The sequence below is a fragment of the Streptomyces sp. P6-2-1 genome, from assembly GCF_050613165.1.
Classification (GTDB): Bacteria; Actinomycetota; Actinomycetes; order Streptomycetales; family Streptomycetaceae; genus Streptomyces.
The window spans coordinates 5579737-5603345 of the sequence record NZ_CP192513.1; the positions used below are offsets into that span (position 1 = coordinate 5579737).

Sequence of the window (23609 nt, forward strand, 5' to 3'; positions counted from 1 at the left end):
CGGACCTTGACCGCCGTCGCCCTGCCGGGCCTCGCGATCTCCGCCGAGCACGGGCAGTTGACCGGCCAAGGGCTTGAAGGCTTCTACCACTCGGGAAAGCGATTGCTCTCGCTGTGCCGGCTCAAGGTCGCCGGGCGCGACCCCTTGCCGGTGGAGGCACGCGCGGTGGGGGCGGGCAGTTCGCGCTTCGCTGGGGTGCTGCGGGGGCTGGGCGGACCGGGGCCCGATCCCGATCTGCTGGTGGAGCGAGAGCGGCATGCGGAGGGCAGCGAGCGCATCACCCTGCGGAGTACGACCGTGCGGCCGCTGCGGCTCGTGGTCGAAGTGACCCTGGGCTGCGACCTCGCGGACCTCGGAGCGGTGGCAGCCGGACACCCGGTCCCCGCCCTGCGGGCTTCCGTGTACGGTGCGGGATTGCAGTGGTCGTCCCCCGTCGGCAAGGTGGCGCTCACCGCTGATCCGCCCGCGGCCGATGTCGTGGCCGCATCGGGCCTGCTGCGCTGGGTGCTGGAGATCCCAGCGGGAGGCAGAAGGTCCATCGAACTGCGACTGAAGCCCGAACTCCCCGGTGGCGTGCGCCCGGTGGCGCGCGGGGGATCGCCGATCCTCGCCGATGCCCATGCCTCTGGAGACGATCCACGGGCTGCGGCCCTGCTGCGGGCTTCGCTCGGCGACCTCAACGCGCTCTTGGTGCGGGAGCCGGGTGAGGCGGGGGAGGTGCACCTCGCGGCAGGGGCTCCGTGGCGCTGCGGCCTCGCTCCGGCCGAGGCTCTGGCCGCCGCCCGCATGGCCCTGCCCCTCGGCACCCGGCTCGCGGTGGGCACGTTGCGGACTCTGGCGCGTACACAGGTGCCGCAGGGCCCCGAACAGGGCCGGATTCCGGGCCCCTTGCGAGACGCCGGACCGCACCTGCCGCCTGGGAGCACGAGCGTGGAGGCGACCGCGCTCTTTCCCGCGCTGCTGGCAGAGGCGTGGCGGTGGGGGCTCGACACCTCCGTTGTCGAGGAACTCGCCCCGGCCGCCGAGGCCTGTCTTGGCTGGCTGCGGCGTGAGACCGCACGGCACGCCTACGTACGGGACCGGGAGACCGGCGGCATGGCGCGCGTCGAGACACAGGCGCACGCCTACCGTGCCGCCCTTCTCGGAGCGGGCCTTCTCGACGGGATCAACCGGTCCGGCGGCGACGAACTCCGTGACTGGGGAGTGGAGTTCGCCGAGCGCTTCCAGGCCGATTTCTGGTGCGACGACCGCGGTGGCGGACGGCCTCCCGCGGCGCTCGACCCGGCGGGCCGCCCCGTGCCGCACCTGGGCAGTACGGTGGCGCACCTGCTCGACACCGGCCTGGGGCCTGCGGGCCAACAGGCCGTTTCGCTCCTCGACTCGGCCCGGACAGGACAGCTTGCCCGCCTGCTCGGCGCCCCGGCGATGGACAGCGGCTGGGGGCTGCGGAGTCTGAGCGCGAAAGAGTACGGGTACAGCCCGTTCGGGCACCGGGGCGGCGCCGTGCGGGTTCACGAGACGGCGATCGCCGTGACGGGCCTCGCCGCCGCCGGTTACGAGAAGCAGTCCCACGCCCTGTTGCACGGCCTGCTCGCGGCGGCGGAGCATTTCGAGTACCGGCTGCCCGAGATGTTCGCAGGCGAGCCGCGCGGTGAGGGGACCAAGCCGTGGCCGCACCCCGCCGCCTGTCGGCCGGCGGCGGTGGCGGCAGCCGCCGGGGTGCACGTGATCGCGGGGCTCGTGGGCATCCGCCCAGACGTTCCCGAGGGGTCCGTCGCACTGCGCCCCGTGCGTGGCGCGCCGCTCGGCGAGCTGGGCCTGACCGGTCTCGGCGTTGCCGGGGAAAGCTTCTCCGCGCGAGTCACCCGGCTGGGGCTCGCGATGGTGGAGGAGGCGCCCGAGCGTCTGCAATTGCGGGCGTGAGGGCGCGGTCAGCGGGCCGTCGCTCCCGATGCCGACTCGGGAGCGACGGTTCGCGGCCGTACCAGGGCCGGCTCGGCGTGGCACGACGCTTGGGGGACGGGGGGAGTTGGTGACGGCATCCCTCGATGAGCGGACGAGAGGGAGCCGGGCAGCCGGGGCGGGAACGTTTCCAGGGTGGTGCGGCCTTCGCTCGGAGAGGCCGAGCCGCAGGCCTGGCCCGGGGCTCTCGGAGGCTGGCGAGCGGGACGGCGTCTTCAGGCAGTGGGGAGCCCCCGAGCTTCGGCGAACGACGTGCTTATCGTCAGGTGGACGACTATGATCAGGCACATGTCTCCCTACGACCCCTCCGACTTTCCGCCCTTCGCTGTCACCGTCGATCTGGTGGTGCTCACGGTGCGGCACAACGGGCTGCGGGCACTCCTCGTCCGCCGTGGGGAGGCCCCGTACCAGGGGCAATGGGCCTTGCCCGGGGGGTTCGTCCGTCCCGGAGAGGATCTTGCGGCCGCGGCGGGACGGGAGCTGGAGGAGGAGACCGGCTTGTGCGCCCACGACGGTGAGTGCGTGGGGGGCTCCGGTGAGGAACGACATGGCGCGCACCTGGAACAGCTCGCCACCTACGGGGACCCGGGGCGCGATCCCAGGATGCGGGTGGTGAGCGTGGCGCACCTCGCCCTGGCCCCCGACCTTCCCTCGCCCACCGCGGGCGGCGACGCCAGCGGTGCCAGGTGGGCGCCGGTCGAGCGCCTTCTGGGTGAGGAGGGAGCGGGGCGCGAAGACGAGCAACTACTGCCCCTTGCCTTCGATCACGCGCGGATTCTCTCCGACGGGATCGAGCGCGCACGCTCGAAGATCGAGTATTCCTCGCTCGCCACTGCTTTCTGCCCCCCGGAATTCACAGTTGGTGAACTCCGCCGTGTCTACGAGGCGGTCTGGGGAGTCGTGCTCGATCCGCGCAATTTTCACCGCAAGGTGACAGGTACGCCAGGTTTCCTCGTTCCCACCGGCGGCACCACGACCCGGCAGGGTGGCAGGCCCGCGCAGCTTTTCCGGGCGGGAGGCGCCACGCTGCTGAATCCGCCCATGCTGCGCCCGGAGATCTGACGGGCGCGCCGGCGGCTGCCATGACACGTACAAGAGTGCGCTTCTCACGGAGAGTAGCGTTCCGCGCTCCTCGAACAGGGCTTTATCCTGGGCCGGTTCCTTTGTGTGATCTTGCGGGGCCCCGAAGTCGACGCTGCCGCGCGGATTTTGGGGGTTGCTGAACCGTCGTGGCGAGCGGTGGGCGCGGACCATACCGCAAGATGCCGTGCGTGAGGGGAAACTGAGGGGAAACGCGCGCAACTCCCCGCCAGTTGCTCGGGAATTTCCGATAAAGCGTCAATTGGCTAACGGTAAGCGATCACCCTTTCGTGTGCTTTTCACCAAAGACCTCAAGGCTGTTGAGGGGAACGCCGACAAAGCTTTTGTGAGTACCGTTGCGCACACCATGATGACCGCCGCCCGTTCCGCCGACTCCGGCCTCGCCGGCCCGGGCGACATCGACCGCTACCCCTATGCCGAGGCCGCCCAGGACAGGATCGGAGTTCCTTCCTGGGGTGCCGCGGAGCCGGAACTTGGCCGGGTGCCGCGACGCGGCGGTGCCGGCCGAGGCCGCGGCCTGCACGGCCAACTCGTTCAGCAGCTGGGCCAGATGATCGTCTCGGGCGACCTGGGTGCCGACCGCCCCCTCGTCCCCGAGGAGATCGGCCAGCGTTTCGAGGTGTCCCGTACCGTCGTGCGGGAATCCCTGCGCGTCCTGGAGGCCAAGGGCCTGGTGAGCGCCCGCCCCAATGTGGGGACCCGGGTGCGTCCCGTCAGTGACTGGAATCTGCTCGATCCCGACATCATCGAATGGCGCGCCTACGGCCCGCAGCGCGATGACCAGCGCCGCGAGCTGAACGAGCTGCGCTGGAGCATCGAGCCGCTCGCCGCGCGGCTCGCCGCAGGGCACGGCCGCGAGGACGTGCAGCAGCGTCTTGTCGACATGGTCGAGATCATGGGGCACGCCCTGGGGCAGGGGGACGGCATCACGTTCTCGCGTGCCGATGCCGAATTCCACTCCCTGCTGATCCAGATCGGTGGCAACCGCATGCTGGAGCACCTCTCGGGGATCGTGAGCGCGGCGCTGCACGTCTCGGGCGGCCCGGCGATGGGCTGCGAACGCCCCAACGAGGCGTCCGTCGCCCATCACGCCCGCATCGTCGACGCCCTCGCCTCGGGGGACGGGGTCGGTGCCGAGGCGGCGATGCGCCAGCTGCTCACCGTGCACCCGGAGGGCGAGCGCGTCGTGCCCGGGCCCCGCGAGCAGCACTAGTCACGCGCACCTTGGCCCGGGGCCCCTCTCCCTAGTGGAGGAGGGGCCCCGGGCCGTTGCGCCGGACGTCGCGGGCGCTGGATCAGGCCGTCCGAGGGCGTCCCGTACCCCGAGCCCTCATGCTGCCGAACCCCCCTGTGCCCGCCCTTTTCATGCCCCCGTGCCCCCTTGTGTCCCCGCGCCGCACCTCGCCTCCACCGCTGATCTTCGTGTCCGTCACCGACCATTCCGGAACGTTTGCCGAGCGCATATGCTCGTGTATGTGCCTCCTTGTGTCCTTTCGGTGTGTGACTCGGGCCACGCAGATTGCGCGTAACGCTCCCGGGTACAGCGCGATGACCTAAGAGGTGAGAGTCGCTCAGGGGAATACGGCCACTGGTTCCGGTGCTGTGGTCCCCGCGGCGCCCGCCCGCGTCGTCGGTCATCCCCACCGACGGTCGTCGGCCCCCGCCCTCCGGGCGAGAGCCGGAAGCCGTTTTCCAACGTTCCGAGAGGTTGTTCGTGTCGGCCAGCACATCCCGTACGCTCCCGCCGGAGATCGCCGAGTCTGTGTCTGTCATGGCGCTCATCGAGCGGGGAAAGGCTAATGGGCAGATCGCCGGTGACGATGTGCGTCGGGCCTTCGAAGCTGACCAGATTCCGGCCACTCAGTGGAAGAACGTACTGCGCAGCCTCAACCAAATCCTTGAGGAAGAGGGTGTGACGCTGATGGTCAGTGCCGCGGAGCCCAAGCGCACCCGCAAGAGCGTCGCAGCGAAGAGTCCGGCGAAGCGCACCGCTACGAAGACGGTGGCCACGAAGACGGCGGTCAAGAAGACCGCGGCAGCGACCGTGACCGCTCCCTCCGCCTCCGCCGCGGTGACCGTCGAGGACGAGACCGCCGAGAAGAAGCCAGCCGCCAAGAAGACGACGGCACGCAAGACCGCGGCCAAGAAGACGACGGCCAAGAAGGCCACCGCGAAGAAGGCCGGCAAGAAATCGGACGAGCTCCTGGACGAGGAGAACACCGAGGAGACGCCGGGCAAGGGTGACGAGGCCGCTGAGCCCGCCGCCGGTGGCGAGAGCCAGGGCTTCGTCCTGTCCGACGACGACGAGGACGACGCTCCGGCGCAGCAGGTCGCAGCCGCCGGCGCCACCGCCGACCCGGTCAAGGACTATCTCAAGCAGATCGGCAAGGTCCCGCTCCTCAACGCGGAGCAGGAGGTCGAGCTGGCCAAGCGCATCGAGGCCGGTCTCTTCGCCGAGGACAAGCTCGCCAACAGCGACAAGCTGGCGCCGAAGCTCCAGCGCGAGCTGGAGATCATCGCCGAGGACGGCCGCCGCGCGAAGAACCACCTCCTGGAGGCGAACCTCCGCCTCGTGGTCTCCCTGGCCAAGCGCTACACCGGACGCGGCATGCTCTTCCTGGACCTGATCCAGGAGGGCAACCTCGGTCTGATCCGCGCGGTCGAGAAGTTCGACTACACCAAGGGCTACAAGTTCTCCACGTACGCGACCTGGTGGATTCGCCAGGCGATCACGCGCGCGATGGCGGACCAGGCCCGCACCATCCGTATCCCGGTGCACATGGTCGAGGTCATCAACAAGCTCGCCCGCGTGCAGCGGCAGATGCTCCAGGACCTGGGCCGTGAGCCCACCCCGGAGGAGCTGGCCAAGGAACTCGACATGACCCCGGAGAAGGTCATCGAGGTCCAGAAGTACGGCCGTGAGCCCATCTCGCTGCACACCCCGCTCGGCGAGGACGGCGACAGCGAGTTCGGTGACCTCATCGAGGACTCCGAGGCCGTCGTCCCGGCGGACGCGGTCAGCTTCACGCTCCTCCAGGAGCAGTTGCACTCCGTCCTGGACACGCTCTCCGAGCGCGAGGCGGGCGTCGTCTCGATGCGTTTCGGTCTCACCGACGGTCAGCCGAAGACCCTCGACGAGATCGGCAAGGTCTACGGCGTGACGCGCGAGCGCATCCGCCAGATCGAGTCCAAGACGATGTCCAAGCTGAGGCACCCCTCGCGCTCCCAGGTGCTGCGCGACTACCTGGACTGATCCACGGGCCCCGCGACAGGTCCCCAGGCGCAGGTCAGCGAAGGCCCCGCCGGTTTCGACCGGCGGGGCCTTCGCCATGCGCGGGCACGGGGATGGCGTGCTGCGCTCGGATTGGGCCGGTTGCCGGAAGGGACTGGGCTGGGCGTGCGCTCTTCGGGTGGCTGAATCACGCTGAGTGCGAGTTCAGTACCCAGAGTGAAGGAGTACGGTATGCCGCTTCGCGGACTTCGCACCCGGCTGAGCGCGGGAGTGCTCGCCACGGCCGCTGCGCTCAGCCCCGTCCTCGTCCCAGGACCGGCCGCCGCCGATGGGGTGATCGTCGGTGGCAAGCAGGTGGCAGTGGCTGATCATCCCTGGGTGGTGGCCCTCTCCAGTCGCAGTCGTTTCGGGGCGGAGCGCTCGGGCCAGTACTGCGGCGGGGTGCTCGTCGGGCCTCGTACGGTCGCCACGGCGGCGCACTGCCTCAGCGGAAAGGTCCTCGGCGTCCCCCTCAGCCGGCTCAAGGACCTGCGGGTACTCGTCGGCCGCGACGACCTCTCGGGCCGGGCGGGTACGGAGGCGCGTGTCACGAAGACGTGGATCAACCCCGACTACGACCCGGGCAGCAATTCCGGCGACGTGGCGACGCTGACGCTGGAGGCCGCTCAGCCGCAGAGCCACGTCCTGCCGCTCGCTCTCGCGGGGGACCCGGGCTACCGGCCAGGCACCCGCGCCCAGGTCTACGGCTGGGGGGACACGACAGGGCGTGGCTCGTACGCCAGCACTCTGCACGCCGCGGACGTCCAGGTCCTCCAGGACGGTGACTGTGGTCGGGCGTACCCGGGCAGCGGCGGTGGCGCCTACGACCAGGGCACGATGCTGTGCGCGGGCGAGCGGGAGGGAGGCAAGGACGCCTGCCAGGGCGACAGCGGCGGGCCGCTCGTCGCCGGGGGAAAGCTCATCGGCCTCGTGTCCTGGGGGAGCGGCTGCGCCGAGGCGGGCAAGCCCGGCGTCTACACGCGGATCTCCGCGGTGGCGGACAGCGAGGGGCTGCGCGAGCGCTGAGCCGCTCTCGCGCGACGCGGCGACCCCGCGGGGCCGCCCCGGGGGTGACGCGGGCGGCTGGGGGCCGCTTGGAGCGCGTACGGGGCCGACGGCGCTACGCGGGCGCCCGGGCCTTGCGGAGCCGTACGAAAGCGGGCGGGTCTCCCTGGGGGAGACCCGCCCGCTTCACCGGCTCACACCGGTGCCGGCTCGTCGTGGGTGGGTGCGACCTGGAGCCTCAGTGCTCCTCGTCGCTCGCCGTGCTGGGAGCGGTCAGGCGATCGGTCTCGTCCTGTATCTCAGCGGCGATCTTCTTGAGTTCCGGCTCGAACTTGCGCCCGTGGTGAGCGCAGAAGAGCAGTTCACCGCCGCTGGTCAGGACAACGCGCAGGTAGGCCTGGGCGCCGCACCGGTCGCAGCGGTCAGCGGCCGTCAGCGGGCTCGCGGGTGTCAGAACAGTAGTCACGTCGCCTCTTCTCTAGCTCGACGAGCTGTCGTACCAGGGTCAACATCCAACCAGGCCGAAAACGTTCCCGCTCGCGGCCTTTCTCGCGAAAAAACTTCGAGGGCGGCTGTCCGTTGCCGGTTGGCGGCGAATGTGCCGTATTACAGCGTGGCGTGCTTTACGGTTTCGCGTGGTGTGCAGGGTCACATCCTCCCGGCTGGATTGCCGGTCTGTGCATGAGGACGTGCCCGGAGCCTAGATGGTTCATGCCTGGATGGGAACGTGACATGAGAGTCACCACCTTCCATGTTCGAACGAGTGTGTGATTCTGCACTAGGGTGGGTTTGAAGCGAGGGTGGCGTCACAGCGGCTCTACCTGGCCTCGGTACCCTCTGAGCGGCGTCCCGGACCGGACGTTGAGCCAATAGGCCCCAGAAGAAAATTCAGCGAGGAGCGAACCGCGTGACCGCCGATACATCCGTGTCGTCGACAGCTCTGCTGGCAGGAGCAGATCGCGACGACTCCAACTACACCGCGCGGCACCTGCTCGTCCTGGAGGGCCTGGAAGCGGTGCGCAAGCGGCCCGGTATGTACATCGGGTCGACCGACAGCCGCGGTCTCATGCACTGCCTGTGGGAGATCATCGACAACTCCGTCGACGAGGCCCTGGGCGGCCACTGCGACCACATCGAGGTGATACTCCACGAGGACGGCTCCGTGGAGGTGCGGGACAACGGGCGCGGCATTCCTGTCGACGTCGAGCCCAAGACCGGCCTGTCCGGGGTCGAGGTCGTCATGACCAAGCTGCACGCCGGAGGCAAGTTCGGCGGCGGCTCCTACGCGGCCTCCGGCGGCCTGCACGGCGTCGGCGCCTCGGTCGTCAACGCGCTCTCCGCGCGTCTCGACGTCGAGGTCGACAGGGGCGGCTCGGTGCACACCACGAGTTTCCGCCGCGGGGTCCCCGGCCAGTTCAAGGGCGTGGGCCCGGAGAGCTCCTTCGAGCCGACGACGGGGCTGCGCAAGACCAAGCGCATCCCGAAGGCCAGGACGGGGACCAGGGTCCGCTACTGGGCGGACCGGCAGATCTTCCTCAAGGACGCCAAGCTCTCGCTGGAGACCCTCCACCAGCGCGCCCGCCAGACCGCCTTCCTCGTGCCGGGGCTCACCCTCGTGGTCCGCGATGAGTACGGCCTCGGCGAAGGCGGGAGCAAGGGCGAGGAGTCCTTCCGCTACGACGGCGGTATCAGCGAGTTCTGCGAGTACCTCGCCCGCGACAAGGCCGTGTGCGACGTGCTGCGGCTGAGCGGGCAGGGCACCTTCAAGGAGACCGTCCCCGTCCTCGACGAGTACGGGCAGATGACCCCCACGGAGGTCGTCCGCGACCTCGGTGTGGACGTGGCCCTCCGCTGGGGCACGGGGTACGAGACCACCGTGCGCTCCTTCGTGAACATCATCGCGACGCCCAAGGGCGGCACCCACGTCACGGGCTTCGAGCGTGCCGTCACGCGCACCGTCAACGACGTCCTGCGCGGCGCCAAGCTGCTCCGGGTCGCCGAGGACGACATCGTCAAGGACGACGCCCTGGAGGGCCTCACGGCCGTCGTCACGGTGCGTCTCGCCGAGCCGCAGTTCGAGGGGCAGACCAAGGAGGTACTGGGCACCTCGGCGGCGAACCGCATCGTTGCGAACGTCGTGGCCAAGGAACTGAAGGCGTTCCTGACCTCTACCAAGCGCGACGCGAAGGCGCAGGCCCGCGCGGTGCTCGACAAGGTCGTCGCTGCCGCCCGTACCCGTATCGCCGCACGTCAGCACAAGGAGGCCCAGCGCAGGAAGACGGCCCTGGAGTCCTCCTCGCTGCCCGCCAAGCTCGCCGACTGCCGCAGCGACGACGTGGACCGCAGCGAGCTGTTCATCGTGGAGGGCGACTCCGCGCTCGGCACGGCGAAGCTCGCGCGCAACTCCGAGTTCCAGGCACTGCTGCCGATCCGGGGCAAGATCCTCAACGTGCAGAAGTCCTCGGTCTCGGACATGCTCAAGAACGCCGAGTGCGGGGCGATCATCCAGGTCATAGGAGCAGGATCGGGCCGCACCTTCGACCTGGACGCGGCGCGCTACGGCAAGATCATCCTGCTCGTGGACGCCGATGTGGACGGGGCGCACATCCGCTGCCTGCTGCTCACGCTCTTCCAGCGCTACATGCGCCCGATGGTCGAGGCGGGGCGGGTCTTCGCGGCCGTCCCGCCGCTGCACCGGATCGAGCTGAGCCAGCCGAAGAAGGGGCAGGACAAGTACGTCTACACGTACTCGGACCGCGAGCTGCGCGAGACGCTGCTCGACTTCGAGCGCAAGAACATCCGGTACAAGGACTCCATCCAGCGCTACAAGGGCCTCGGCGAGATGGACGCCGACCAGCTGGCGGAGACCACGATGGACCCGCGGCACCGCACGCTGCGGCGCATCAGCATGAACGACCTGGACAGCGCCGAGCAGGTCTTCGACCTGCTCATGGGGAACGAGGTCGCGCCGCGCAAGGAGTTCATCACCAATTCGGCGGCGACGCTGGACCGCTCGCGCATCGACGCGTAGGCGCGGAGGCGCGCGCGCCTTCGCCGGATGCTGTTTCTCCACCTCCGGGGGCCCGGATCTCCGGGTTCTCCACCCTGGGGTGGAGAAACAGAATCCACCCGTTTTCCACCCTGGCTCCGATCCCCTGACCAGGCTCGCTCCGTAGTTTCGGTGGTGTTCGAGACACCCCGACCTACGGAGGCACATATGTCCGGGGCCCTGGAGATCCTGCTTGTCGTGGCAGCGGTCCTCCTCATCGCTTTCAGGCTGTTCCGGGCTCAGCGCATCGACGGCGGTCGGCGCTGGTGGCTCCTGCCCGTCATCCTCGCCGTCGTCGCGCTCCGCCAGCCCGGGCTCGTCGATCACACGCACCCTTCCGCCGCCGTCACGCTCCTGCTGCTCAACGTCCTCGCCGGCCTGCTCACCGGGGCCGCCTGGGCGTGGACCTCGCGAGTCTGGCGGGAGGCCGACGGGAGCCTGTGGTCCTCGGGCTCGAAGACGGCGGGTGCCGTGTGGTGCGGCGGCATCCTGATACGGCTCGCGCTCTACGGGGTCGGCTCCTCGCTCGGGATATCGCAGCACACGCCCGTCCTCCTCCTGGGGCTGGCCGCCACCTTCCTCGCCCGCGGTCTCCTCCTCAACCGCCGGGCCGCGCTTCTCGGGCCGTCGTACGGTGAGGGTTCCGGAGCGCTCCCGTCGGCTCGCCGGAACGACCGCGCACCCCTCCCGAAGGACCATGTATGAGGAAGGACGTCTGGTCGGCCTGGCCCTCGCGCGAGGCGCTCTCGCGGGAGAGCCGCCGCCGGGTGGAGAGCGAGGCCCGCACGGCCGCGACCCGGGGAATCCGGTTCACGCTCCTGTGCTTCCTCCTGTGGGTCAGCCACCAGTTGAATCCGCACGCGGGACCGGCCCGGGTGATCGGCGGGCTCGTGCTCCTCGCCCTCGCGATCGCCGCCCTGAGACGGTTCTTCCGGGTGACCCGGGAGCACCAGCTCCGCGCGGCCCTCCCCTGCATGGCGGCCCTCCTCCTCTCGGGGGCGGGGGCCCACGGTCTCGGCTGGCACCTCGTCTCGTCCGTGGTCTGGTGCCTGGGGGCGGTCGTCGCCCTTGAGCGGCTTCCCCTGGCCTTCGGCGGGGGCGCGGCGCTCCTCGGGCTCGGGGCGTACTTCCTGACGGACAGGGACAACTGGATAGCGTCGCTGGTCACCTGCGGCGGGCTGGTCCTGGCCGGGCTCGTGATGCGGCTCGACGCGGAAGCGCGGGGAGCAGCGCACCGGCTGCTGATCGAGGAGCAGGCGAGCCAGGCGGCGCGGGCGGAGTCCGCCGCTCTCGCGGAGCGGGCGAGGATCGCCAGGGAGATACACGATGTCCTCGCGCACAGTCTCTCGGCGCAGCTCGTGCACCTGGAGGCGGCCAGAATCCAGCTCGAACAGGGCGCCGACCGGCAGCAGGTCCTGGAGCGGGTCGTCGCGGCCCGGGCGATGGCCAGGGAGGGGCTGGAGGAGACCAGGCAGGCGCTCTCCGCGCTGCGCGGCGACATGGCTCCCGTCGCCGAGGCGCTCGCCGAGCTGGCCGCACGGGAGGGCACGGTGCTGCGGGTCGAGGGTGAGGCGCGGCCTGTCGGGGCGGAGGCGGGACAGACACTCCGGAGGGTCGCCCAGGAAGCGCTGACCAATGTGCGCAAGCACGCGCCGGGGGCCCGACCGCGGCTGCGCCTCGTCTACGGTCAGGAGACCATCGAGCTGGAAGTGCGCAACGGGCCAGGGCGGCAGCCGTGGGCGGGGCGGGTGGCGTGGGGCGAGCGTTCCGAGCGGTCCGGGCGCCTCGACGAGGCCGGGCAAGGGGAGGTGGCGGGGCAGGGGGAGGAGGCTGGCCGGTCGGGTCGGGCCGAACGGCTGGAGGGGGCCGAGCGCGCGCGGCGCGCCGAGCGTGTCGAAGGGGCCGCGCCCGGCGGCCCGGCCCGGCCGCGCGACTGGGCCGCGTCCGGGGAGGGCGGGGGAGAGGCGGGGAGCCCGGGGCCGGCGGGTCCGGAGGATGCGGTGCGCGGGGGAGACGAGGTGGGCGGGGAGGGCCTCGGTGGTGCCGAGTTGGCGCGAAGCGGCAACGGCTACGGTGTGCGAGGTATGCGGGAGAGGGCCGAGTTGCTGGGCGGGACGTTGTCGGCAGGGCCTCCGGAGGACGGTGAGGAAGGCTTCGTGGTGCGACTGAGGGTTCCGGCGTGAGCGCGCGGGTGGTGGTGGCCGACGATCAGTCGGTGGTCCGGGAGGGCATCGTGATGCTGCTCGGTCTGCTGCCCGGGATCGACGTGGTGGGCTCGGCGCGGGACGGCGAGGAGGCGGTGCGTCTCGTCGGGGAGCTTGCTCCGGACGTCGTTCTCATGGACTTGCGGATGCCCCGCTGCGACGGTGTGGAGGCGACCCGCAGAATCCGGGCCGAGCACCCCGGTACGCAAGTCGTCGTCCTGACCACGTACGCGGATGATCAGGACCTCTTCCCTGCCCTGCGTGCGGGGGCCAGGGGGTATCTCACGAAGGACGCGGGGGGCGAGGAGATCGTGCGCGCCATCGAGGACGTGCTCTCCGGCGAGGCGGGGCTCGCTCCCGGAATCCAGCGGCGGCTTCTCGACCGGATCGCGGGCGAGACTCCAGCCGCTCCGCAGGCGCCGCAGGGGACGCAGGGCCGGTCGGGGGAGGGGATGAAGGGGAGTGGGGGAGACATCTCGCCGGAGCAGGCGGAGGGCCGGTCGGCGGGCCCCGGACGGGCCGCGCCGCCGGACGGGCTGACGGCCCGGGAGGCCGAAGTGCTCGCGTTGATCGCGCAGGGGATGAGCAACGCGGACATCGCACGCGCGCTCCACGTGTCCACCGCCACGGTGAAGACCCACATCAACAATCTGTTCGCCAAAGCCGGCCTTCGCGATCGCGCCCAGGCTGTCCGATATGCCTATCTGCATGGGATAGTTACGCCACCGGGTTCTGCTCTCACCTGAAAGGGTGAAACTTCCGGGCTCAGGTGCCTCGGGTCTTCCCGCACTGCTCATTCTTGTGCTCGCGGCTCAGCTCGCCGCGGACAAGGAGAGTTCGGTGGAAAAGCACGATGGTCGTGAAGCCGGGCAGGTCCGGCTCGACGACCCCTGGCGGGATTCGCTCGCCTCCGGCTGGGACGGGGTGGACGGCGTCGGAACCTCTGCGCCCGTCATTCCCGCACCTGCCTCCGAGCCGGAGCCGGCCCGTCGGGCGGCGGACGTCTACCTGGAGGTGCAGCACAGCCCCGCGTTCCAGGAAGTGCGTCGCCGTTATCGCAGCTTCGCCTTCCCGGCGGCCGTGGCCTTCTTCCTCTGGTACGTCGCCTATGTGATCGCCGCGACGATGGCGCCGGACCTGATGGCGCGGCCGGTGGCCGGGGTGATCAATGTGGCGATGGTGGCGGGGCTCGCGCAGTTCGCCACCACCTTCCTGCTGACCTGGGCCTACGCCCGTCACGCACGGCTCCGCAGGGACCGGGCCGCGCTCGAACTGCGCTGGGACACCCAGGAGATGACGCGAGGAGTGCGGCGTTGAGCAGCAACCACGAGACCCTGGCGCTGTTGTTGTTCAGCGCCTTCGTAGTGGTCACCCTGGGCATTACCACCTGGGTCAGCCGCAACAGGCACGGTTCCGCTGAGGAGTTCTACGCCGGCGGCCGTCTCTTCACCCCGATGGAGAACGGATTCGCCATCGCGGGGGACTACATGTCCGCCGCCTCGTTCCTCGGCATCGCCGGCCTCATCGCGCTCGTCGGCTATGACGGGCTGCTCTACTCGGTCGGCTTCCTCGTCGCCTGGCTCGTCGTCCTGCTGCTCGTCGCCGAACTCGTGCGCAACTGCGGCAGGTTCACCCTGGCGGATGTGGTGGCCGCGCGGATGAGCGCGCCACGGCTGCGGGCCGCGAGCGGGGCCGCCTCGGTCACGGTCTCGGTGCTCTACCTCGTGGCGCAGATGGTCGGCGCGGGCTCCCTGGTGGCTCTGCTCCTCGGCGGCACGAGCGGTGCGGCGCGAGTCTGGACCGTCATCGGGGTCGGCGCGTTGATGATCATCTATGTCTCGTTCGGCGGGATGCGGGCCACGACGTGGATTCAGATCGTCAAGGCGGTGCTCCTGATGGCCGGGGCCATCGCTCTGACCGTCCTCGTCCTGCTCCGCTTCCACGGCGACGTGAACCAGCTCCTCAAGAGCGCCGCCGAACGCAGCGGCCACGGCATGGACTTCCTCAAGCCGGGTCTGAAGTACGGCGGAGACTGGACCTCCCGCTTCGACTTCATCAGCCTCGGTCTCGCCCTCGTGCTCGGCACCGCGGGACTGCCGCACATCCTGTCGCGCTTCTACACCGTGCCCACGGCGCGCGCGGCGCGGCGCTCGGTGGTGTGGTCGATCGGCCTCATCGGCGCCTTCTACCTCATGACGATCATCCTGGGCTTCGGCGCCGCCGCGCTCGTCGGCTCGGACGAGGTGCGGCGCTCCAACGCGGCGGGGAACACCGCGATCCCGCTGCTCGCCCTCGATCTCGGCGGTGGCGAGAACTCCACGGGTGGCACGGTCCTCTTCGCCGTGGTCGCCGCGGTCGCCTTCGCGACGATCCTCGCCGTCGTCGCCGGCATCACCCTCGCCTCGTCCGCCTCCGTCGCCCACGACCTCTACGCGACGCTGCGCCGCCCCGGGCGCAAGCAGCGCAGCGAGGTCGCCGTGGCGCGCCTCGCCGCGGTGGGGATCGGGGTGCTCGCCATCGCGCTGAGTCTGCTCGTGAGCAATCTCAACGTCGCCTTCCTCGTGGGCCTCGCCTTCGCGGTCGCGGCCTCGGCGAACCTGCCGATCCTGCTCTACTCGCTCTTCTGGCGCCGGTTCACGACGCGGGGCGGGGTCTGGTCCGTCTACGGCGGACTGGTGCCCGCGCTCCTGCTCGTGTTCTTCTCGCCCGTCGTCTCCGGCGGTCCCGAATCCATCATCTCCGGGGTCGACTTCCACCTCTTCCCGCTGGAGAACCCGGGACTCGTCTCGATCCCGCTCGGCTTCCTCTTCGGCTGGATCGGGACGGTCACGTCCAAGGACGAACCGGACGAGGCCCGGCACGCGGAGACCGAGGTGCGTTCCCTCACCGGGGCGGGAGCGGTCTGAAGTCCCCGCCCGCGCCGAAGACGCGCCTGCCGCCGCGGGCGGGCGCGGGTACACGGGTACGGGGCGTCCTCCCTCGGTGGGGAGGACGCCCCGTACCCGTACCGGCGTTCAGCGCGAGGGGGCTTCCGCCGTCAGGCGTACGACCTCGAAGCGGGCGGCGACGACGGGGGCCGCGCCGCAGCTCTCCGGACGCGCGTCCTCGGTGACCGTACGGACCACGTCGGCCGTCCAGCGGCGGCCGTCGCCGTGGTCGACGCGCACGCGGTGCACCGCGGGGTCCTCGCCCGGCGGCAATGTGCGCACGGTCAGCGCTTCGGCCCGCTCCTCGCCCGACTCCGCCCGTACCGCCAGCTCGGCGGCCTGCTCCGGGCGTTCCCACACGGAGCGGCCACGGTTGCCGCCGAGGAGGACGCGGCCCGAGGCGGCGGCGCGCTGGGCTGCGAGGGCGAGCGCGGCGTCCGCGCGCCCGTAGGCGTAGCCGTACGGAAGGACGAGCAGGGTGGGGGAGAAGCGGTGGCCGCCGAGGTGCGTCACCTCCCAGAGCCCTTCCGTGCCCGCCGCGTGCAGTTCGGCCGCGAGGGGGCGGCCGAGGAGGGCGCAGCAGCGGTCGCGTTTGCCGTTGGCGCAGACGCAGACGAGGGGGGCGCCCGTGTAGGGGGTGCCGGAGAGCGCACTGTCCTCGCCGGCGAAGGAGGCCGCGTTCCCCGCGCCGAGTTCCTTGAGGTCCAGGTTCAACAGCCGCTCCGGGTCGTCGGTACTCGCCTCGTACACCCAGCCCTGCCCGGGTACGACGTGCGCGGCGAAGACACGGCGGGTGGACGTGGGCTCGGTGCGGCCGGGGCGGCGGACGAGGGCGAGGCGGACGCCGGTGCCGCGCGCGGCCTCCTCCAGGCGTCCGCCGAGGCCGGGATCGAGGCGGCTGGAGGTCAGTGCCTTGGCCCCCCACGGTCCGGGTTGTTCGATGAGGAGCCAGGTGCGGGCGGTTGCCGCCGTCCCGGCGAGGGGTTCGCCGAGGGCACGCGAGGCGGTGGCGCAGATACTCACGAAGGTGAGCCTAACCGCACCGGAACGGGGCCGCCCTCCGGCCGTGACCGGGCGAGGGCTGTCGGGTTCGGTGACAGCCATGTGCGTCGCTCGCAGCGGGACGAGCAGAATCCGGCGGAAGCCAGCAGTGAAATTTTCAAGAACCCCGCAAACCGCTTGCGGTCCTTGCGCTAATCTTTCGGCCATGACACGTCGACTAGCCCAAGTGGCCCAGAAGGTCGGAGTCAGCGAGGCCACGGTCAGCCGGGTCCTCAACGGCAAGCCGGGGGTGTCCGAAAACACGCGCCAAGCGGTGCTCTCGGCGCTCGACGTGCTCGGCTACGAGCGGCCGACGCAGCTGCGCGGTGAGCGGGCCCGACTCGTCGGACTGGTCCTGCCCGAATTGCAGAACCCGATCTTCCCCGCCTTCGCCGAGGTGATCGGCGGGGCCCTCGCGCAGCAGGGCCTCACCCCCGTCCTGTGTACGCAGACCAAGGGCGGCGTCTCGGAGGCCGACTACGTCGATCTCCTCCTGCAACAGCAGGTTTCCGGCGTGGTCTTCGCCGGTGGGCTCTACGCGCAGGCCGAGGCCCCGCACGACCACTACCGCAGGCTCGCGGAGCGCCGCATCCCCGTCGTGCTCATCAACGCGGCGATCGAGCAGCTCGGCTTCCCCGGCGTCTCCTGCGACGACGCGGTCGCCGTCGAGCAGGCCTGGCGGCACCTCTCCTCGCTCGGCCACGAGCGTATCGGTCTCGTCCTCGGTCCCGCCGACCACGTTCCCTCGCAGCGCAAGCTCGCCGCCGCCCGCCAGCTCGCCGCCGCGGAGGGCCGCGAACTGCCCGAGGCGCACGTCGTCCGGGCGATGTTCTCGCTGGAGGGCGGTCAGGCGGCCGCGGCACGGCTGCTCGACCAGGGCGTCACGGGCTTCGTGTGCGCGAGTGACCCGTACGCGCTCGGCGTGATCCGCGCGGCGAAGCGGCGCGGACTGTCCGTGCCGGGCGAAGTCTCCGTCGTCGGCTTCGACGACTCCGCCTTCATGAACTGCACGGAGCCCCCGCTCACGACCGTGCGGCAGCCCATCGAGGCGATGGGCCGTGCGGCTGTCGATCTGCTGGCGGTGCAGATCGCCGGGGCGACGGCGACGGCCGAGGAGTTGCTGTTCGAGCCGGAGCTGGTGGTCCGGGGCTCGACGGGCCAGGCGCCGCGCTGACCCGAGGCGGTGCGGGATGCCGGGGGACGGTTCGTAGGCTGGGAGGGTGACAGCGGAAGAGAACGCGCGTCCCGCGCCGCAGCAGATCCCCGTCGTGGTGCTTTCCGGATTCCTCGGGGCAGGGAAGACCACGGTGCTCAACCACCTGCTCCACAGCAGCAGGGGCAGCAGGATCGCCGTCCTCGTCAACGACTTCGGCAGTATCGAGATCGACGCGATGGCCGTCGCGGGGCAGGCGGGCTCGACGGTCTCGCTCGGCAACGGCTGTCTGTGCTGCGCGGTCGATGTGAGTGAGCTGGACGAACAGCTCGCCCGGCTCACCGCCCCCGGGGTGCGCGTCGACCTCGTCGTCATCGAGGCGAGCGGGCTCGCCGAGCCGGCCGAGCTGGTCCGTATGGTGCTCGCGGCCGACAATCCGCGCCTCGTCTACGGCGGGCTCGTGGAGGTCGTCGACGCCGCCGAGTTCCCCGCGACCCGCGCCCGGCATCCGGGGCTCGGCACCCGGCTCGCCGTCGCCGACCTCGTCGTCCTCAACAAGACCGACCGGATCGGCGCCGCCGCGCGCGCCGAACTGCTCGCGGAGGTACGGGGCCTGGCGCGCGGTGCCGCCGTCGTACCCGTCACGCACGGCCGCCTCGACCCGGAGCTGCTCTTCGACCGCCGTCCCGTGACCGAGCGGCGCGGGCAGCTCTCCTTCGACGACCTGCGCGCCGAGGAGGAGCCCGCCCCACACCTGCACGAGGGGTACGAGAGCGTGGCGCGGACCTACGAGGTCCCGCTCGATCCCGTACGGCTCATGTCCTTCCTGGAGGGGCGGCCCGAAGGGCTGTACCGGATCAAGGGGTACGTGGACTTCGGCGCGGCCGACCCGCTCCACCGCTACGGTGTGCACGCCGTGGGCCGCTTCCTGCGCTTCACCCCCGAGCCCTGGCCGGACGCGGCGGCCCGTCGCAGCGAACTCGTCCTCATCGGCGCGGGCATCGACGCGGCGCGCGTCACCGTCGAGCTCGACGCCTGCCGCGAGGCGGAACTCGCCGCCGCACCCGACGCGTTGAGCCTCGCCGGAGGGGCGGACGCGGACGGGCAGCGCCGCATGTGGGGCGTCCTGAGGTACGTACGGGACCCCGAGGCGGATCACCCGGGCGACCCCGAGCCGGGCGACCCCGAGCCGGGCGACCCCGAGCCGGGCGAGCACGAGCCGGAGTTCGCGCCTTAGGCAGGCGGGCCGAGGGCCTGGGCGGGCGAGCGGTCTGGGCGGGCGAGCGGTCTGGGCGGGCCAGTGGGTCTGGGCGGGCCAGTGGGTCTGGGCGGGCCAGGGGGTCTGCGTGGCCCGGCCTGACGGCTGACGGCCCAGGACGGGGCACCGCCCCGGAGTGCCCATCCTCCCCGGGCCATCCCGGCCACCGGCCGCCGCCCGCGTGCCCGTACGCACGACAACTCGTGGACGGGCACGCCGACGGCGGCCTCCGCTCAGGCCGGGCCCGCCACAGCGGCGACCGGCTTCGCGAGCGAGACCCCCGAGCCGTCGCGGCGCGGGTCGGGCTCGGGGAGTGTGGCAGGGGTGCCGTTGCGCTGGGCCGCGCGGGCGGGGACGGGCCCCGCCCAGGCGAAGCTGAGACAGTCCTCGCCCTTGAGGAAACGCTGGCAGCGCACCCCGCCGGTCGCACGGCCCTTGCGTGGGAACTGGTCGAAGGGCGTGAGCTTCGCCGTCGTCTGCACCGAGTCGTCGAGCGTGCCGCGCGAACCGGCCACCGTGAAGACCGCCGCGTCCACGGCCGGGTCCACGACGTCGAAGGAGAGCACCTTCGCGCCCTCGGCGAGCTTGACCCCGGCGACCCCGCCGGCCGGGCGGCCCTGAGGACGTACCGCGGAGGCCTGGAAACGCAGGAGTTGCGCGTCGTCCGTGATGAAGACGAGGTCCTCCTCGCCCGTGCGCAACTCGGCGGCGCCCACGATCCGGTCGCCCTCGCGCAGCGTGATGACCTCCAGCTCCTCGCGGTTGGCCGGGTAATCGGGCACGACGCGCTTCACGACGCCCTGCGCCGTGCCGATCGCGAGCCCGGGCGAGGACTCGTCCAGCGTGCACAGGCACACGAGCGTCTCGTCGTCCTCAAGGCGGACGAACTCCGCCACCGGTGCCCCGCCCGCGAGCGCGGGGCCCGCGCCCTCGGCGAGCTGGGGCAGGTCCACGACGGTGATGCGCAGGAGCCGCCCCGCCGAGGTGACCGCGCCGACCTCGCCGCGCGCCGTGGCGGGCACGGCGGAGCGGATCACGTCGTGCTTGGCGCGCTTGGCCGTGCCCTCCTGGAGCGGCTCGGTGCCCGGCGTACGGGCGATGACCCCGGTCGACGAGAGGAGCACGCGGCAGGGATCGTCAGCGACCTGGAGCGGGAGCGCGGCGACCGGGGAGTCGGCCGATTCGAGGAGCACGGTGCGGCGCGGGGTGCCGTACTTCTTCGCCACGGCGGCGAGTTCGGAGGAGACGAGCTTGCGCAGCTCGGCGTCCGATTCGAGGATCGCGGTCAGCTCCTCGATCTCGGCGTTGAGCCGGTCGCGCTCGGACTCCAGTTCAAGGCGGTCGAACTTGGTGAGCCGGCGCAGCGGGGTGTCGAGGATGTACTGCGTCTGCGTCTCGCTCAGCGAGAAGTGCTCGATGAGGCGACGCTTCGCCTCCGCCGAGTTCTCGCTGGAGCGGATGAGGCGGATGACCTCGTCGATGTCGACGAGTGCGACGAGCAGGCCCTCCACGAGGTGCAGCCGGTCCATGCGCTTCGTGCGCCGGAACTCGCTGCGCCGTCGTACGACGGAGAAGCGGTGGTCGAGGTAGACCTCCAGCATCTCCTTGAGGCCGAGCGTGAGCGGCTGGCCGTCCACGAGGGCCACGTTGTTGATGCCGAAGGACTCCTCCATCGGCGTCAGCTTGTAGAGCTGTTCGAGTACGGCCTCGGGCACGAAGCCGTTCTTGATCTCGATGACGAGCCGCAGTCCGTGCTCGCGGTCGGTGAGGTCCTTGACGTCGGCGATGCCCTGGAGCTTCTTCGAGCCGACGAGGTCCTTGATCTTCGCGATGACCTTCTCGGGGCCCACGGTGAACGGCAGTTCCGTCACGACGAGGCCCTTGCGGCGCGCCGTCACGTTCTCGACCGTCACGGTGGCACGGGTCTTGAAGGTGCCGCGCCCCTTCTCGTACGCGTCGCGAATCCCCGCGAGGCCCACGATGCGGCCGCCCGTGGGCAGGTCGGGGCCCGGCACGTACTTCATGAGCGTGTCGAGATCGGCGTTCGGGTGCCGGATCAGGTGGCGCGCGGCGGCGACGACCTCGCCCAGGTTGTGCGGCGCCATGTTCGTCGCCATGCCGACGGCGATCCCGGAGGCGCCGTTGACCAGCAGGTTCGGGTACGCGGCTGGAAGGGTGAGGGGCTCCTGTTCCTGGCCGTCGTAGTTGGGCGCGAAGTCGACGGTGTTCTCGTCGATCGAGTCCGTCATCAGCATCGCCGCGTCCGCCATGCGGGACTCGGTGTACCGCATCGCGGCCGGCGGGTCGTCGTTGCCCAGCGAGCCGAAGTTGCCGTGCCCGTCGACGAGCGGGAGGCGCATGGAGAAGGACTGCGCCATGCGGACGAGCGCGTCGTAGATGGAGGCGTCCCCGTGCGGGTGGAGCTTGCCCATCACCTCGCCGACGACGCGGGCGCACTTGACGTAGCCGCGCTCGGGGCGCAGGCCCATCTCGTTCATCTGGTAGACGATGCGGCGCTGCACCGGCTTGAGCCCGTCCCGGGCGTCGGGGAGCGCCCGGGAGTAGATCACGGAGTACGCGTACTCCAGGTAGGAGCTCTGCATCTCGTCGACGACGTCGATGTCGAGGATTCTCTCCTCGAAGTCTGCCTCGTCGGCCCGGGAGGTGCCCCGAGACGGGGTTTTCGTGCTGCGGCGGGCCATCGCTGCTGCGGCTCCTTCGCGTTCTCGTCACGGCATCGGCTGTACTGCGGCTGTACTGACGCGGACCATTGTGGACCGCCGCGCCGACAGTCCCGACCTCGACCCGTCCGCAGACGCCCTCGCGGGCCCACGGAGCCGGAGCAAGGGGGTACTTCCGGCGGAGTCACTGATCTCCGCCCCAGGAGGGACGGGTCGGTCGTGAGCGGGAGGCGGTGCCGTCCGCCCCGGCGTGTTCTCCCCCGGGGGGCGTACGTGCCGGAGCGCGGCGGGCCTCGTGTGCGCTCCGTACGGTGCCGTCTCCCCCGGAGGTACCGCAGCGGCGCGCGGGTACGTACCCGACCGGCGCGCGGGGCGCGTACGAACAACGTCGCGCGCCCCCTGCGCCGATCCGCGGCGAATGAACTCCGGGGGCGGGAACTTCCCCGCTCGTCGGTGCGGTTGCATAGAGTGACAGCGCGACGAGACAACAGCGATTCCGACTCAACAGCTGCGCGACGAGCACGCCCGGCGCCTCGCGGCGGCCACGAGCGGTTCGGCGACACGAAGGGACGTACATGCCCATGAGTGACACGGCCACCGAGCGGGCCGGTTCCGGCGGACTGACCGCGACGGAGCACCGGCTCGCCAACGGACTGCGCGTGGTCCTCTCCGAGGACCACCTGACCCCGGTGGCGGCCGTCTGCCTCTGGTACGACGTCGGCTCGCGCCACGAGGTCGCCGGGCGCACCGGGCTCGCGCACCTCTTCGAGCACCTGATGTTCCAGGGCTCGGCACAGGTCAAGGGGAACGGGCACTTCGAGCTGGTCCAGGGCGCCGGCGGCTCCCTCAACGGCACGACGAGCTTCGAGCGCACCAACTACTTCGAGACCATGCCCTCGAACCAGCTGGAACTGGCCCTGTGGCTGGAGGCCGACCGCATGGGCTCCCTGCTCACCGCGCTCGACCTGGAGTCCCTCGACAACCAGCGCGCCGTGGTCAAGAACGAGCGCCGTCAGCGGTACGACAACGTGCCCTACGGCACCGCCTTCGAGAAGCTCACCGCGCTCGCCTACCCCGAGGGCCACCCGTACCACCACACCCCCATCGGCTCCATGACGGATCTGGACGCGGCGACCCTGGAGGACGCTCGCGCCTTCTTCCGCACGTACTACGCGCCGAACAACGCGGTCCTCTCCGTCGTCGGCGACATCGACCCGGAGCAGACCCTCGCCTGGGTGGAGAAGTACTTCGGCTCCATCCCCGGCCACGACGGCAAGCGCCCGCCGCGTGACGGCGCGCTGCCCGAGGTGATGGGCGGGCAGCTGCGTGAGACCGTGCGCGAGGACGTCCCCTCGCGGGCGCTCATGGCCGCCTACCGGCTCCCCGAGGACGGGACCCGCGCGGGCGACGCCGCCGACGTCGCGCTCACCATCCTCGGCGGCGGCGAGTCCTCGCGGCTCTACAACCGCCTCGTGCGCCGCGACCGTTCGGCCGTCGCCGCCGGTTTCGGGATGCTGCGCCTCGCGGGGGCGCCCTCGCTCGGCTGGCTCGACGTCAAGACGAGCGCGGACGTCGAGATCCCCGCGATCGAGACGGCCGTGGACGAGGAGCTGGCCCGCTTCGCCGAACAGGGGCCGACGGCGGAGGAGATGGAGCGCGCCCAGGCCCAGCTGGAGCGCGAGTGGCTCGACCAGCTCGACACCGTCGCCGGCCGCGCCGACCAGCTGTGCCGGTACGCGGTGCTCTTCGGCGACCCGCAGCTCGCCTTCACCGCCGTGGACCGCCTCCTCGCGATCACCGCCGACGAGGTGCGCGAGGTCGCTGCCGCCCGGCTGCGCCCGGACAACCGCGCGGTCCTCGTCTACGAACCCACCGCGCCCGAGCAGACCCCCGCCGCCGAGGAAGCGGCCACCGACCAGGACGAGGAGGCGGCACAGCAGTGAGTGAAGCCGTGCAG

General features: G+C 71.2%; 17 protein-coding genes. 14 read left to right on the plus strand and 3 right to left on the minus strand.

Annotated elements, in window-relative coordinates; genetic code table 11:
- The first annotated feature begins 6 nt into the window (after positions 1-6).
- The 5 genes from ACQYWQ_RS23715 (at position 7) to ACQYWQ_RS23735 (ending at position 7360) form a co-directional block, all read left to right on the plus strand.
- Complete coding sequence (locus tag ACQYWQ_RS23715; RefSeq protein ID WP_431037293.1) at positions 7-1923, plus strand: glycogen debranching N-terminal domain-containing protein; 1917 nt, start codon at positions 7-9, stop codon at positions 1921-1923.
- 327 nt (positions 1924-2250) lie between these two features.
- Positions 2251-3024 carry an NUDIX hydrolase gene (locus ACQYWQ_RS23720; RefSeq protein WP_431037295.1) on the plus strand — a complete coding sequence of 258 codons (774 nt, stop codon included), beginning with the start codon at positions 2251-2253 and terminating at the stop codon, positions 3022-3024.
- Positions 3025-3388: 364 nt separating this feature from the next.
- Complete coding sequence (locus ACQYWQ_RS23725) at positions 3389-4276, plus strand: FadR/GntR family transcriptional regulator (protein ID WP_431037296.1); 888 nt, start codon at positions 3389-3391, stop codon at positions 4274-4276.
- 495 nt (positions 4277-4771) lie between these two features.
- Positions 4772-6316: an RNA polymerase sigma factor gene (locus ACQYWQ_RS23730; RefSeq protein ID WP_431037297.1), complete on the plus strand. Its 1545-nt coding sequence runs from the start codon at positions 4772-4774 to the stop codon at positions 6314-6316.
- Positions 6317-6526: 210 nt separating this feature from the next.
- Positions 6527-7360 (plus strand): S1 family peptidase, encoded by an 834-nt coding sequence (locus ACQYWQ_RS23735; protein ID WP_431037299.1) that lies wholly within the window; start codon positions 6527-6529, stop codon positions 7358-7360.
- Positions 7361-7577: 217 nt separating this feature from the next.
- Here ACQYWQ_RS23735 and ACQYWQ_RS23740 read toward each other — a convergent pair whose 3' ends face one another.
- Positions 7578-7805, minus strand: a complete 228-nt coding sequence (locus tag ACQYWQ_RS23740; RefSeq protein ID WP_007821322.1) for a DUF7455 domain-containing protein — start codon at positions 7803-7805, stop codon at positions 7578-7580.
- 441 nt (positions 7806-8246) lie between these two features.
- On the opposite strand from ACQYWQ_RS23740, the gene ACQYWQ_RS23745 reads away from it, so the two are divergent.
- The 6 genes from ACQYWQ_RS23745 to ACQYWQ_RS23770 all read left to right on the plus strand — a co-directional run bounded on the left by ACQYWQ_RS23745 (position 8247) and on the right by ACQYWQ_RS23770 (position 15498).
- On the plus strand, positions 8247-10370 hold the full coding sequence (locus ACQYWQ_RS23745) for a DNA gyrase/topoisomerase IV subunit B (RefSeq protein ID WP_431037302.1): 2124 nt from the start codon (positions 8247-8249) through the stop codon (positions 10368-10370).
- Between the two features lie 186 nt (positions 10371-10556).
- The gene (locus tag ACQYWQ_RS23750) at positions 10557-11093 is read left to right on the plus strand and encodes a DUF1453 domain-containing protein (RefSeq protein ID WP_431037304.1); all 537 of its coding nucleotides are present in this window, start codon (positions 10557-10559) and stop codon (positions 11091-11093) included.
- Positions 11090-12571, plus strand: a complete 1482-nt coding sequence (locus ACQYWQ_RS23755; RefSeq protein ID WP_431037306.1) for a histidine kinase — start codon at positions 11090-11092, stop codon at positions 12569-12571. The genes ACQYWQ_RS23750 and ACQYWQ_RS23755 overlap by 4 nt, the downstream gene beginning before the upstream one ends.
- Positions 12568-13338, plus strand: a complete 771-nt coding sequence (locus ACQYWQ_RS23760; RefSeq protein ID WP_431037308.1) for a response regulator — start codon at positions 12568-12570, stop codon at positions 13336-13338. Before ACQYWQ_RS23755 ends, ACQYWQ_RS23760 begins: the two co-directional genes overlap by 4 nt.
- A gap of 55 nt (positions 13339-13393) precedes the next feature.
- Positions 13394-13909 (plus strand): DUF485 domain-containing protein, encoded by a 516-nt coding sequence (locus tag ACQYWQ_RS23765; RefSeq protein ID WP_431039318.1) that lies wholly within the window; start codon positions 13394-13396, stop codon positions 13907-13909.
- Entirely contained in the window at positions 13906-15498 is a 1593-nt protein-coding gene (locus ACQYWQ_RS23770) for a solute symporter family protein (RefSeq protein WP_431037310.1), read from the plus strand. Before ACQYWQ_RS23765 ends, ACQYWQ_RS23770 begins: the two co-directional genes overlap by 4 nt.
- Positions 15499-15606: 108 nt before the next feature.
- On the opposite strand, the gene ACQYWQ_RS23775 is transcribed toward ACQYWQ_RS23770, so the two are convergent.
- Positions 15607-16542, minus strand: coding sequence for a sucrase ferredoxin (locus ACQYWQ_RS23775; protein ID WP_431037312.1), 936 nt, complete (start codon positions 16540-16542; stop codon positions 15607-15609).
- Positions 16543-16726: 184 nt separating this feature from the next.
- Between ACQYWQ_RS23775 and ACQYWQ_RS23780 the strand changes: the two genes are divergently transcribed.
- Positions 16727-17734: a LacI family DNA-binding transcriptional regulator gene (locus ACQYWQ_RS23780; protein WP_431037314.1), complete on the plus strand. Its 1008-nt coding sequence runs from the start codon at positions 16727-16729 to the stop codon at positions 17732-17734.
- A 46-nt stretch (positions 17735-17780) separates the two neighbouring features.
- Positions 17781-18950, plus strand: coding sequence for a CobW family GTP-binding protein (locus ACQYWQ_RS23785; protein ID WP_431037316.1), 1170 nt, complete (start codon positions 17781-17783; stop codon positions 18948-18950).
- Positions 18951-19204: 254 nt separating this feature from the next.
- On the opposite strand, the gene ACQYWQ_RS23790 is transcribed toward ACQYWQ_RS23785, so the two are convergent.
- The gene (locus ACQYWQ_RS23790) at positions 19205-21673 is read right to left on the minus strand and encodes a DNA gyrase/topoisomerase IV subunit A (protein ID WP_431037318.1); all 2469 of its coding nucleotides are present in this window, start codon (positions 21671-21673) and stop codon (positions 19205-19207) included.
- 554 nt (positions 21674-22227) lie between these two features.
- On the opposite strand from ACQYWQ_RS23790, the gene ACQYWQ_RS23795 reads away from it, so the two are divergent.
- Positions 22228-23595, plus strand: a complete 1368-nt coding sequence (locus ACQYWQ_RS23795) for a M16 family metallopeptidase (RefSeq protein WP_431037320.1) — start codon at positions 22228-22230, stop codon at positions 23593-23595.
- Positions 23596-23609: the final 14 nt, after the last annotated feature.